The following is a 12,033-nucleotide window of genomic DNA, read 5'->3' on the forward strand; positions in this document are numbered from 1 at the left end:
AATGGGTGCTGCTCGAAGGGCTGGGCGTGTTCAGGCAGCCTGAAAACCGTTTTGCCCATTTGAATACGGCCGTTAAAAACCTCAGCGAATCTTTTCGATCCAGCGGGCGTTTGGATGCCGAATACTACCAGAGCAAATACGACCGTCTGCTTGAGCAAATCCGCAAACGCCCGCATCAGAAATTGGGTAATTTGGTATCCATATGCAAATCGGTCGAACCCGGATCGGAAGCCTACCGCAGCGAAGGCTTGCCTTTTGTCCGAGTGTCCGATTTGTCTGTATTCGGTGTTTCAACACCTGACAAATATCTGGACGAAAATGCTTTCGCCGATGCGCCGCATCCGAAAAAAGACACCATTTTGCTCACGAAAGACGGTACGGTCGGCATTGCTTACAAGGCAGAAGAGGACATTCAGGCGGTTACTTCCGGTGCTATCCTGCATCTGAACATCAAAACCGATACTGTGTTGCCCGATTATCTGACGTTGCTGCTTAATTCCCCAATTGTCCGCCTGCAAGCCGAACGGGATGCGGGGGGATCGGTTATCCAGCACTGGAAGCCGTCTGAAATCGAAAACGTCCTTATCCCGCTGTTGTCTTTGGAAGAGCAAGCTGCCATTGCCGATACTGTGCAGCGCAGCTTTGCGATGAAGCAGCAAAGCGAATCATTATTGGAACAGGCCAAGAGCATGGTAGAAATGGCAGTAAACGTAGGTTAGATTAAGATCCAACAACTCTTTGATCTGTATCGGTGAACAGGTGGTGGTTTTGTACTTTGACAACGGCTTCCGCCGCTGCTCCAATATTGACTCCACCCAACTGCAAACTTTCTGCAACCAAACTGGTCTCGCCTACCTCCCCTATGACGGTACCGAAGCGCAAACCCTGCCCCAAAGCAGCTTGAAAACCGGTAAAACCGAAACCGGTGCCGCAGATTCCAGTGTGGCACCAAGCGGCAGTTTTACCTCCAAAACCCTGCTCGACTACATCTACGCCGTACTGCACAGCTCCGCCTACTGCCGCCGCTACGCCGAATTTCTCAAAACCACCTGCATCCGCAAGGTTCCCGCCGCCGCATGGCAGTTCTATATCGGCGGCTACCAACCCGCCCAAAAATGGCTCAAAGACCGCAAAGGCCAAACCCTCACCGCCGCTGACATCGAACACTACCAAAAAATCATCCTCGCCCTCACCCGCACCGCCGGGCTGATGCAGCAAATCGATCAGGCAGCGCAGCCCGTGTAAAACAGCAGTTTCAGGCAGCCTGAAAAGTTTTCAGGCTGCCCCATCTCCCACCGAAAGCCAAACCCTATGGAAACTCCCGATTTCATCCCCGCCCATCTACTCACCGACACCCCACCCGGCAAGCCCTTGCAGCCTGAAAAAAGCACCGCCACCCCGCCGCTACTGTTCAGCCGCGAGCTGATGGACGAATTGGGCATTGATAAAAACCACTGCGGCATTTTCAGCGTGCACGGCGAAGCCATGAAGCCGACGCTGGACGGGCGTTGCGAATTGCTGGTTGATTTCTCCGATAACAAACTTGCCGATGGCGGCATCTACGCCCTGCAAATCGGCAGCCGCTCCCTTGTCCGCCGCGTAAAACTGCTGCTGCGCCAAATCATCCTTGCCTGCGATAACCCCGAATACCCAGACATGACTATTGAAGGCGAAGACCTGAACCGCCTGAAAGTCATCGGCCGCGTGCGCTATATCGGGCGGCGGGCGTAAGCCAATATAACAAGGCAGCCTGAAAACTTTTCAGGCTGCCTTTGTGTATCCAGTCATTCCTTCCTGTGGTTATGTGCCGACGAGGGGTAGGCGGGAATTTTTTCAGCTGCGGCAATGCCCCTTTCCCCGCCATACGCTGCCGCTCACGCAAGATTTCCGCCTGCGCGGGAATTAGGTAAAGTTTTGTTTGCCGCATTGCTCCCCCCCCCCTTGCAATTTACACTGACACCGCATACAACTTGTATGTTCTTAAATCTTTCAACCCACGGGAGTAGACTTATGAAACAAAACATCATCGTTGTCTTATTCAACATCTCCAGCGAAGCTTATCAAGCCTTTTCTGAATTGAAAGCTTACTCGCAGATAACAGATGCTTTGGTGGCACAAGCCGTTTTGATTAAAAAGGAAAATGGTCTGATTATCCCAGCAGAAAGCACCGACTTTACCGCCAATACGGTCGAAGGCACATGGACGGGCGGCCTCATTGGTTCACTGGTCGGCATTCTCGGCGGTCCTATCGGTGTTCTGTTGGGTGGAGCTACTGGCGCACTCATCGGCAGTGATGCAGGCACTGCCCAAACATTGGGAGAGGGGTTGTTGCTGGAAAATACAGCCAAAAAACTGGATAACGGCAGTACTGCAATCATTATTTTGGCGCAAGAATCCGACGAAGCTGTATTGGATGCCTTCTTCCACCGTTTCAAAACCGTTATTCTCCGGCAAGATGCAGCCGTTGCCCAACAGGACGTATTGGCAGCAATAGAAGCGCAGGAAGAAGTGGCACGTCAGGCACACGAAGCGTGGAAAAAACAGCGCAAAGCCGAGCGCAAAGAGAAAGTGGAAGCCTTCAAGGCCGACATCAAACAAAAATTCGACAAATTGGCAGCCAAGTTGAAATAACACTGCCACCAACCCAAGGTATGTAACCGCTCAAATTTTCCGTTTCGGATGCATGCCAAACCGGTTTGAGGCTAAACGTTGCTTGGCGGACGAATGGGTTTTCAGGCTGCCTTCGGGGTCGTCTGAAAGGCAGTCAGCCAAAACATAAAAAGCAGCCTGAAAAGCCGAATCCGCTTTTCAGGCTGCCTTTTTGTGCGACCGGTTTATTCAACCCTACTGAAAACCAGCGTGGCATTTGTTCCGCCGAAGCCGAAGCTGTTGGACATGACGGCGTTGAGTTTGGCGGGGCGGTTTTCGCGGACGATGGGCAGGTCGGCGGCCTGTTCGTCGAGCGTTTCGATGTTGGCGCTGGCGCAGATAAAGTCGTTCTGCATCATCAGGATGGAATAAATCGCTTCGTTCGAGCCTGCCGCGCCGAGGGCATGGCCGGAGAGGGATTTGGTCGAACTGATTAACGGCACGTTTTGCCCCGCAAAGGCTTCGCGGATGGCGCCGAGTTCTTTGGTGTCGCCGACGGGGGTGGAGGTGCCGTGGGCGTTGATGTAGTCGATGCTGCCGCCGTGTTGCGCCAGCGCCATCTGCATGCAGCGCACTGCGCCTTCGCCGGAGGGCTGCACCATGTCGCAGCCGTCGGAAGTGGCGCCGTAGCCAGTGAGTTCGCACAGGATGTTGGCGCCGCGCGCTTTGGCGTGTTCGTATTCTTCCATCACCAGCATGCTGCCGCCGCCGGAAATCACGAAGCCGTCGCGCGCGGCGTCGTAGGCGCGGCTGGCGCGCTCGGGGGTATCGTTGTATTTGGTGGAGAGCGCGCCCATGGCGTCGAACAGGCTGCTCATCGCCCAATGGACTTCTTCGCCGCCGCCGGCGAAAACGATGTCTTGTTTGCCCAGCTGGATAAGCTCGGCGGCATGGCCGATGCAGTGGGCGGAGGTGGAGCAGGCGGAGCTGATGGAGTAGTTTACGCCTTTGATTTTAAACGGCGTGGCCAGGCAGGCGGCAACGGTGGATGCCATGGTTTTGGTTACGCCGTAGGGGCCAACGCGTTTGACGCCGCTTGCGCGCAGGATGTCGGCGGCTTCGACCTGGCTGGCGGAGGAGGCGCCGCCGCTGCCGGCAACGATGCCGGTGCGGATGTTGGAAACCTGCGCTTCGGTGAGACCGGCGTTGGCGATGGCTTCCTGCATGGCGATGTAGGCATAGGCGGGGGCGTTGCCCATAAAGCGCAGGATTTTGCGGTCGATGTGGTCTTTGGGGTCGATTTTGATGTTGCCGGCCACGTGGGAGCGCATGCCCATTTCGCGGTAGCTTTCGTCAAACGAAATGCCGGATTTCAGGTTTTGCAGGGCGGTGAGGACTTCGCGGCAGTTGTTGCCGAGGCTGGAGACGATGCCGATGCCGGTTACGACGACGCGTTTCATGGTTCAAACTCCGGTGGATGGGGCAGCCTGAAAAGTTTTCAGACGGCCTGGGTTGGTGTGGGCGGCTTGCGGGCGGTTTTCAGGCTGCTTTGGGTTGGTTTGGCGCAAAGGGCGTCTGAAAAGCGGGTTTTTGTGTTTTTAGGCTGTCTGTTTTTGGGGATTGGGAGCAGCCTGAAAGTGTTTTAGAAATCGTCGGTGGTGGTGAACAGGCCGACGCGCAGGCCGTTGCCTTCGTAGATGGTACGGCCGTCCACGCTCATTTCGGCGTCGGCGATGCCCAGCACCAGTTTGCTGTTCATCACGCGCTTGATGTGGATGTGGTAGCGCACGGTTTTGTGTTTGGGCAGTACCTGGCCGCTGAATTTCACTTCACCGCAGCCGAGCGCGCGGCCGCGCCCGGGAGCGCCCGTCCAGCCGAGAAAGAAGCCGACCAGCTGCCACATGGCGTCCAAACCGAGGCAGCCGGGCATCACGGGGTCGCCCTGAAAATGGCAGCCGAAGAACCACAAATCGGGGTTGATGTCGAGTTCGGCGATGATTTCGCCTTTGCCGTATTTGCCGCCGGTGTTGTTGATTTCGACGATGCGGTCGATCATCAGCATGTCGGGCAGCGGCAGCTGGGCGTTGCCCGCGCCAAACAGTTCGCCGCGCCCGCAGGCGAGCAGTTCTTCTTTGGTGTAGCTGGATTGGGGGGTGAAGGTGGTCATGGGGTTCCTTAAATAAAGGCCGGCTGGCGGCGGGAAACGCGGTAAACAAACGGCTCGTCAGCTTCCGAGCCGGAAATTTAGACTAGTGATTCTAATCTATTCGCCAATACAAGGCAAACCGCGCACCGGCATCTGCCGGGCATTAGGTTAAGCCGGGTTAAAACTGCGTATGGCATTTTGTTTTACAAACGGTTTTACCGTGCAATTTTCAGACTGCTTGGATTGGAGAGCATAAAGAAGCAGCCTGAAAAACCAAAACGGCTTTTCAGGCTGCCTTTGCTTATTCTTTCGTATAAGCGGTTTGGCCTGTATAGCAGGCTTCCAGCACCTGCATATCGGGCAGGCGCACGCGGTAGCGCCATTGCTTGGACGGAAAATTCGGCCCTTCCATTTCGCCTTCTTTGCCGTAGGCGTGCTTGGCGGAAACGATGTTTAGCGTGTTGTCATCGTTGAGGCGGATGCTTTCGATAAAGCGCGGGTGGACGACATAGGGATCGTCCACAGCGGTGTCTTTTAGCTGCACGGCCAACATATCCTGCTCGATCAGCTGCAGGCGGCCGTTGCGCCGCACCAGCCGCGCCAGAAAATTGCTGCTGCTGGCCGAGCCGCTGATGCAGTGGATTTCTGCCGTGCCGTCTGCCTGCTCGTCACGGTAGTAGCTGCCGGCTGCCTGCCACCACACCAGATAATTGCGCTCGCCCTGATATTGCCAGACAAACACACTTTCTTGCTTATCGCCGCCGACGGGGCCGCCCGCTTCGGCATCGCAGTATTCTTGGGAAACTTCGCGCAGCAGCACATTCCACACTTCGCGGCGTTCCGCTTCGGAGAGCGCTTGCGACTGTGATGCCGTTGGTGCAGGCGGCGCGGCGTGTTCAGGCTGCCTGCCGTATCCGGCGAAATAAGCAAGCGTGCCGGCAGCGGCCAGCGCAAGGGCGCAGAGTAGGGTGGGGGTTTTGGCAGACATTTTGATTCCTGAATAAAGGTAGTCTGAAAGCGGTTTTCAGGCTGCCTTTGTTCCTTCCCAAAAGCAGCCTGAAAGACGTTTTAGTTCTTCAAGCTCTGCACCGGCGCAGGAATGCGGCCGCCGCGTTTCACAAATGCTTCGCACGAGCCGTCTTTTACCGGCATGATGGGGGCGTAGCCGAGCAGGCCGCCGAATTCCACCGACTCGCCCACGTCTTTGCCGGGCACGGGGATGATGCGCACGGCGGTGGTTTTGCTGTTGATCATGCCGATGGCGGCTTCGTCGGCGATGATGCCGCTGATGGCGGCGGCGCTGGTGTGACCGGGTACGGCGACCATGTCGAGGCCGACGGAGCAGACGGCGGTCATGGCTTCGAGTTTGTCCAGCGTGAGCACGCCCGATTCGGCGGCGGCGATCATGCCTTCGTCTTCGGACACGGGGATAAACGCGCCGGAGAGGCCGCCCACCGCGCTGCTGGCCATCATGCCGCCTTTTTTTACCGCGTCGTTTAACAGCGCGAGCGCAGCGGTAGTGCCGTGCGTGCCGCATACGGACAAGCCCATCGCTTCGAGAATGCGGGCGACGGAATCGCCCACGGCGGGCGTGGGCGCGAGCGACAAGTCCAAAATGCCGAAAGGAATGCCCAGCCGCTTGGCCGCTTCTTGGCCGATTAACTCGCCCACGCGGGTGATTTTAAAGGCGGTTTTTTTCACCGTTTCGGCGATGGCGGTCAAATCCGCGTCGGCCGGGCAGCTTTCCAACGCAGCCTGAACCACGCCCGGGCCGGATACGCCGACATTAAGCATCACATCGCCTTCGCCCGCGCCGTGGAAGGCGCCGGCCATAAAAGGGTTGTCGTCCACCGCGTTGCAAAACACCACGATTTTGGCGCAGCCGAAGCCTTCGGGCGTAATCTCGGCGGTGTGCTTGATGGTTTCGCCCATCAGCCGCACCGCGTCCATATTGATGCCGGCGCGGGTGCTGCCGATGGCCACCGAGCTGCACACGATGTCGGTGGTGCGCATGGCTTCGGGTATCGAGCGGATTAGGGTTTGCGCCGAAGGCGACATGCCTTTTTGCACCAGCGCGGAAAAGCCGCCGATAAAGGATACGCCGATGGCTTTGGCGGCTTTATCCAGCGTTTGGGCGATGGAAACATAGCTTTCCGCGCCGGTGGCTGCGGCGATTTGGGCGATGGGCGTAACCGAAATGCGCTGGTTGACAATCGGCACGCCGTATTTGGCCGACAAAAATTGTGCGGTGGAGACCAAGTCTTTGCCCACGCTGGTGATTTTGTTGTAGATGTTTTGGTTGAGCGTGTCGAGATCGGGCGAGATGCAGTCGTGCAGGTCGATGCCGATGGTGAGCGTGCGCACGTCGAAATTCTGGTCGGCAACCATGCGTACGGTTTCGAGGATTTCGGCGGATTGGAGTTGGGTAGTCATGGCAATCTTTCGGGTTGGGTGGTTGGGAGGCAGCCTGAAAAGTTTTCAGGCTTCTTTCAAACAAGGGTAGCTTGGGTTGAGACCCAACATTTTCGGGAGTTTGTTGGGTTTGCAACCCAACCTACGCAACTGCTTTTCAGGCTGCTGGAAAAGCAGCCTGAAAACATCACAACAGGCTTTCAGGCTGCCTTTGGCCGCCCCGTCAAATCCGGTGCATGGCCTTAAACAATTCTTCGTTCTGCATCCGAATATCCAGCGACAGGCGTTTGCCCGCTTCGGCGAATACATCCAGCATTTCGGCGCGGCTTTGCGGGCATTTTTCGGTGTCCATCAGGATAATCATGGTGAAGTAGTCGTCCATCAGCTGCTGGCTGATGTTGAGAATGCTGATTTGGTGCTCGGCCAGAAGTTTGGCAACGTCGTAAACGATGCCGATGCGGTCTTTGCCGATAACGGTGAGGACGGAGTTTTTAGACATGGCGGTTTCCTTTAATCGCATTTTGGGAAAGGCAGCCTGAACAACGCCCGAGCGGCTTTCAGGCTGCCTGCTGCAGTCGGATTATAAAGGAAAAGGCAGCCTGAAAAAGCGGCAGAGGCAGTTTCAGGCTGCCTGCTGGCTTGTGGTACAATCGCGCCCTTTTTTAACCCTTTCTTTACTTTTCCTGACACTCGGGGTACCCAACATGATTTCCACCAACGGCATCACCATGCAGTTTGGCGCCAAGCCGCTGTTTGAAAACGTATCCGTCAAATTCGGCGAAGGCAACCGCTATGGGCTTATCGGCGCCAACGGCTCGGGCAAGTCCACTTTTATGAAAATCCTCGGCGGCGATTTGGAGCAGACCGCAGGCGAAGTCGCCATCGAACACGGCGTGCGCTTGGGCAAGCTGCGCCAAGACCAGTTTGCCTATGAAGACATGCGCGTGTTGGATGTCGTGTTGATGGGGCACACCGAAATGTGGGCGGCAATGACCGAGCGCGACGCGATTTACGCCAACCCCGAAGCCACCGAAGAAGACTATATGCACGCCGCCGAACTGGAAGCCAAGTTCGCCGAATATGACGGCTACACCGCCGAAGCGCGCGCCGCCGAATTATTGAGCGGCGTGGGCATTGCCGAAGAACTGCACAACGCCACCATGAGCGAAGTCGCCCCCGGCTTCAAACTGCGCGTATTGCTCGCCCAAGCCCTGTTTTCCAAACCCGACGTTCTGCTGCTGGACGAGCCGACCAACAACTTGGACATCAACACCATCCGCTGGCTGGAAGGCGTACTGAACCAATACGACTCCACCATGATTATCATCTCGCACGACCGCCACTTCCTGAACGAAGTCTGCACCCACATGGCGGATTTGGACTACAACACCATCACCATTTACCCCGGCAACTACGACGACTATATGCTCGCCTCCGCCCAATCGCGCGAACGCGCCCTGAAAGACAATGCCAAAGCCAAAGAAAAATTGCAGGAATTGCAAGAGTTTGTCGCTCGTTTCTCCGCCAACAAATCCAAAGCCCGCCAAGCCACCAGCCGCCTGAAACAAGCCGACAAAATCAAAGCCGAAATGGTGGAAGTGAAGCCCTCCACCCGCCAAAACCCCTATATCCGCTTTGAAACCGACGAGAAAAACAAGCTGCACCGCCAAGCCGTTGAAGTGGAAAACCTGGCCAAATCGTTTGACAAAAAACTGTTTGAAAAACTGGGATTTATTTTGGAAGCCGGCCAACGACTCGCCATCATCGGCCCCAACGGCGCGGGCAAATCCACCCTGCTCAAACTCTTGGCAGGCGCGTACAACGCCGAGTATTCAGACGGCCTCACGCCCGACTCAGGCAGCATCAAATGGGCGGAAAAAGCCCATGTCGGCTACTACCCGCAAGACCACGAAAACGACTTCGACGTAGAAATGAACCTCACCGAATGGATGCGCCAATGGGGTCAGGAAGGCGACGACGAGCAAGTCATCCGCGGCACGCTCGGTCGCTTATTGTTCGGCAGCAACGATGTCGTCAAACAAGTGAAAGTATTATCCGGCGGCGAAAAAGGCCGCATGCTCTATGGCAAACTGCTGCTGTTGAAACCCAATGTGCTGGTGATGGACGAACCCACCAACCACATGGACATGGAAAGTATCGAGTCGCTCAACATGACGCTGGAAAAATACAACGGCACGCTGATTTTCGTGTCGCACGACCGCCAGTTCGTCTCCTCGCTCGCCACGCAGATTATTGAGCTCGACGGCAAGGGCGGGTATGAGCACTATTTGGGGGATTATGAAAGCTATTTGGAGAAGAAAGGGCTGGCGTAAACACGCGGTTGGTTACTACATCTTAGGGCGTGTTGACAATCAACATTTTGGCGGCTTTTGCGTCCTAAAACGGCATCTGCCGCGTTAAAAATGCTCGCCTATGGACGGCATAGGCTCACATTTTTGCCTTGCATCTGCCATTTTATGCCGCAAAATCCGTTTCAAAAGTTGAATGTCAACACGCCCTAGGCAGCCTGAAACAAGGTTCGGCGAAGCCAAAGCCATTTTTTCAGCAAAAACAAGGAGAGTTAATCATGAAAATCGCAGTCATCGGCGCAACAGGTTTGGTGGGCAACGCTGTCGTTTTGGAACTCGCTGCGCGAAACCATCAGGTAACCGCGTTTGCGCGCAACATAGCCAAAGTGGCACAGCATCCCAATGTGCAGGCTGTTGCCGCCGATGTGAACGCGCCCGATTTTGCTGACAAGCTCGCAGGCTTTGATGCCGTGGTCAGCGCGTTTAAAGTGAGCTGGGACAGTCCCAATCTAGTGCAAGACATAAAAACGGGCTACGACAACCTGCTTGCCGCATTCAAAGCCGCTCAGCTGCCGTATTACCTGATTATCGGCGGCGCAGGCAGCCTGAATGTTGCCCCCGGCTTGCAATTGGTGGATACGCCCGATTTCCCGGCGGGCGCTTACCCGGCCTCCGATGCCGTGCGCGTGCTACTGGACGATTTGCGCCCTCGCCGCGATATCAACTGGGCGTTTTTGTCGCCAGCCGCCATGTTTGCCGTTGCGCCCGTGCGCTTTGAGAAAACAGGCGCGTACCGCATCGGACAGGACGACGTGCTGCTCAACGCCGACGGCTCGCCCGCCGACATCGCGCTGCCCGACTTGGCGGCGGCCATCGCCGACGATGTGGAGCAAAAAGCGCATCTGTTTCAACGTTTCACCGTGGCAAACTAAGTTGAGACAGCAAGCGTAACTTAGGGAGAGACCCAACATAATCAGCTATCAGACAAACAACACAAAGGCAGCCTGAAACCCCAATCCCGTTTTCAGGCTGCCTTTATCCAACGCAGGGCGGGCGCCTGCCTACCCAAATATCAGCAAGCGTAGCTTGGGTACTTGTATCTGGCATTGCAACCGTTTGTCGGATTCAAGCATCCAACCTGTGTAACAACCCTTTTCAGACGTTCTCAAAGGCAGCCTGAAAAACCAACGCACGAAAGCAAGCCCATGAATATCACCCTGCGCCCCCCAACCGAACACGACGCATCCACCGTTACCGCCCTGCTGAACGCACTCACCGCCGCAGGCAGTGACACCGACGGCTTTTGGAACGGCGCCGACACCTTCGTTTATGCCGACTGGCTTGCCGCCTGCCGCGAAGCCGCACACGGGCGCGGTCTGCCCGAAGGCTTTGTGCCGTATGTCCAATATGTGATGTTTGACGGCGGCGGGCAGGCCGTCGGCTTTCTAAACCTGCGCCTGCAACTAAACGACTTTCTGCGTGAGATCGGCGGCCATATCGGCTACTGCGTCCACCCCGCGCAGCGCGGCAAGGGCTACGCCAAACAAGCCCTGCGCCAAGCCATCGCCGAAGCCCGCCGCCACGGCATCGGACGCCTGCTGGTTACCTGCCGCTGCAGCAACCCCGCCAGCCGCCGCGTCATTCTTGCCAACGGCGGCACGCTGGAAGACATCCGCGACGAGATGGAACGCTATTGGATAGAAACTAAATAGGCAGCCTGAAAAAACGTTTTCTCGTTTTCAGGCTGCCTCAATGTAATCATGTAAACAAGCAGCCTGAAAACCCAAATCCCGTTTTCAGGCTGCCTTGGGGCGTGTTGGCATCCAATACGCCCCAGTGTCTGTCAGTGCAGCCAGTTGAGCCGGTCGCGGTTGGCACCGGCCACGCCGGGCAGTTGCGAGAAGAAACGTTCGGCTTCGTCTAGCAAGCGTAGGCTGGGTCTAGGACCCAGCTTTCAGGCTGCTTTTTTCAGACGAACTCAAAAGCAGCCTGAAAACAAACAAAGCGGATTTCTGCGAATCCAAAACCCTTACCTGTTTTCAGGCTGCCTTTTCCTACACCCGCAAACATCCCCAAAGCAGCCTGAAAGCCTAATCTCCCCACTTTCAGGCTGCTTTCCCTTTGCCGCCATGGCTTCCCAAATAAAACCCGCTATCATCCGCTTGTCCGCCGATTATATTGAGAGAAGCCCATGTCCCAGCCCAAAGCCCCTTCCCCCTGGCGCATCATCAACCCAGTGCGCCCGCAAATCCGCCGCGCGATGGCAATCGCCACCGCTGCCGCCGTTCTTTCCACCGCTGCGCTGCTCGTTATGGCACGCATTCTCAAAGATCTTCTAAACGACCAAGCCGACTGGTGGCTCGCTGCGCTGCTTCTCGTTCTCACCCTTGCCGCCTTTGCCGTGCGCGCCTACGCCTTCCGCGTCTCGCACCTTGCCGCTTTTCGCCTGGAAACCCTGCTGCGTAGCCAGCTTGCCGAACGCCTCGCGCAAGTCTCGCTCGGTTTCCTGCACGCCCGACGCCAGCGACGCCGAAGTAGAAGCCGCCGCGCGTGCCGCACAATGCCACGACTTCATCA

General features: G+C 56.5%; 12 protein-coding genes and 1 pseudogene. 8 read left to right on the forward strand and 5 right to left on the reverse strand.

The features are described 5' to 3' along the window. The 4 genes from MB824_RS06710 to MB824_RS06725 all read left to right on the forward strand — a co-directional run. On the forward strand, positions 1-719 hold a 719-nt coding region (locus tag MB824_RS06710; RefSeq protein ID WP_238747396.1), incomplete at its 5' end, for a restriction endonuclease subunit S. Between the two features lie 49 nt (positions 720-768). Continuing rightward, positions 769-1,245: a type ISP restriction/modification enzyme gene (locus MB824_RS06715; RefSeq protein ID WP_238747398.1), complete on the forward strand. Its 477-nt coding sequence runs from the start codon at positions 769-771 to the stop codon at positions 1,243-1,245. 66 nt (positions 1,246-1,311) lie between these two features. After that, positions 1,312-1,731: a S24 family peptidase gene (locus tag MB824_RS06720; protein ID WP_238747408.1), complete on the forward strand. Its 420-nt coding sequence runs from the start codon at positions 1,312-1,314 to the stop codon at positions 1,729-1,731. Positions 1,732-2,010: 279 nt separating this feature from the next. Next, complete coding sequence (locus MB824_RS06725; RefSeq protein WP_003797759.1) at positions 2,011-2,631, forward strand: DUF1269 domain-containing protein; 621 nt, start codon at positions 2,011-2,013, stop codon at positions 2,629-2,631. A 203-nt stretch (positions 2,632-2,834) separates the two neighbouring features. Here MB824_RS06725 and fabB read toward each other — a convergent pair whose 3' ends face one another. The 5 genes from fabB to MB824_RS06750 all read right to left on the reverse strand — a co-directional run bounded on the left by fabB (position 2,835) and on the right by MB824_RS06750 (position 7,646). Beyond that, positions 2,835-4,049, reverse strand: coding sequence for a beta-ketoacyl-ACP synthase I (fabB, locus tag MB824_RS06730; RefSeq protein WP_238747424.1), 1,215 nt, complete (start codon positions 4,047-4,049; stop codon positions 2,835-2,837). Between the two features lie 182 nt (positions 4,050-4,231). Beyond that, a complete protein-coding gene (gene fabA / locus MB824_RS06735; protein WP_238747427.1) occupies positions 4,232-4,756 on the reverse strand; it encodes a 3-hydroxyacyl-[acyl-carrier-protein] dehydratase FabA in 525 nt (174 codons plus the stop codon). A gap of 280 nt (positions 4,757-5,036) precedes the next feature. Continuing rightward, complete coding sequence (locus tag MB824_RS06740) at positions 5,037-5,723, reverse strand: hypothetical protein (RefSeq protein ID WP_238747429.1); 687 nt, start codon at positions 5,721-5,723, stop codon at positions 5,037-5,039. 80 nt (positions 5,724-5,803) lie between these two features. Beyond that, positions 5,804-7,168 (reverse strand): PFL family protein, encoded by a 1,365-nt coding sequence (locus MB824_RS06745; RefSeq protein WP_238747431.1) that lies wholly within the window; start codon positions 7,166-7,168, stop codon positions 5,804-5,806. Positions 7,169-7,370: 202 nt separating this feature from the next. After that, positions 7,371-7,646 (reverse strand): ACT domain-containing protein, encoded by a 276-nt coding sequence (locus tag MB824_RS06750; protein ID WP_238747434.1) that lies wholly within the window; start codon positions 7,644-7,646, stop codon positions 7,371-7,373. Positions 7,647-7,851: 205 nt separating this feature from the next. Here MB824_RS06750 and MB824_RS06755 point away from each other — a divergent pair, with 205 nt between their 5' ends. The 4 genes and pseudogenes from MB824_RS06755 to MB824_RS06770 all read left to right on the forward strand — a co-directional run. Beyond that, entirely contained in the window at positions 7,852-9,480 is a 1,629-nt protein-coding gene (locus tag MB824_RS06755; RefSeq protein ID WP_238747437.1) for an ABC-F family ATPase, read from the forward strand. 254 nt (positions 9,481-9,734) lie between these two features. Then, positions 9,735-10,388, forward strand: coding sequence for an NAD(P)-dependent oxidoreductase (locus MB824_RS06760; protein ID WP_238747440.1), 654 nt, complete (start codon positions 9,735-9,737; stop codon positions 10,386-10,388). A 273-nt stretch (positions 10,389-10,661) separates the two neighbouring features. After that, entirely contained in the window at positions 10,662-11,168 is a 507-nt protein-coding gene (locus MB824_RS06765) for a GNAT family N-acetyltransferase (RefSeq protein ID WP_238747443.1), read from the forward strand. 479 nt (positions 11,169-11,647) lie between these two features. Further along, positions 11,648-12,033, forward strand: a pseudogene (locus tag MB824_RS06770) (hypothetical protein); the annotation flags it as partial.

This window comes from Kingella pumchi, assembly GCF_022288825.1.
Taxonomy (GTDB): domain Bacteria; phylum Pseudomonadota; class Gammaproteobacteria; order Burkholderiales; family Neisseriaceae; genus Kingella_D; species Kingella_D pumchi.

Excerpts from the sequence above, each read along its gene's own strand:
- MB824_RS06720 (WP_238747408.1), top strand. The coding sequence starts at position 1,312 with ATGGAAACTCCCGATTTCATCCCCGCCCATCTACTCACCGACACCCCA.
- MB824_RS06725 (WP_003797759.1), top strand. The coding sequence starts at position 2,011 with ATGAAACAAAACATCATCGTTGTCTTATTCAACATCTCCAGCGAAGCT.
- fabB (WP_238747424.1), bottom strand. The coding sequence starts at position 4,049 with ATGAAACGCGTCGTCGTAACCGGCATCGGCATCGTCTCCAGCCTCGGC.
- fabA (WP_238747427.1), bottom strand. The coding sequence starts at position 4,756 with ATGACCACCTTCACCCCCCAATCCAGCTACACCAAAGAAGAACTGCTC.
- MB824_RS06740 (WP_238747429.1), bottom strand. The coding sequence starts at position 5,723 with ATGTCTGCCAAAACCCCCACCCTACTCTGCGCCCTTGCGCTGGCCGCT.
- MB824_RS06745 (WP_238747431.1), bottom strand. The coding sequence starts at position 7,168 with ATGACTACCCAACTCCAATCCGCCGAAATCCTCGAAACCGTACGCATG.
- MB824_RS06750 (WP_238747434.1), bottom strand. The coding sequence starts at position 7,646 with ATGTCTAAAAACTCCGTCCTCACCGTTATCGGCAAAGACCGCATCGGC.
- MB824_RS06755 (WP_238747437.1), top strand. The coding sequence starts at position 7,852 with ATGATTTCCACCAACGGCATCACCATGCAGTTTGGCGCCAAGCCGCTG.
- MB824_RS06760 (WP_238747440.1), top strand. The coding sequence starts at position 9,735 with ATGAAAATCGCAGTCATCGGCGCAACAGGTTTGGTGGGCAACGCTGTC.
- MB824_RS06765 (WP_238747443.1), top strand. The coding sequence starts at position 10,662 with ATGAATATCACCCTGCGCCCCCCAACCGAACACGACGCATCCACCGTT.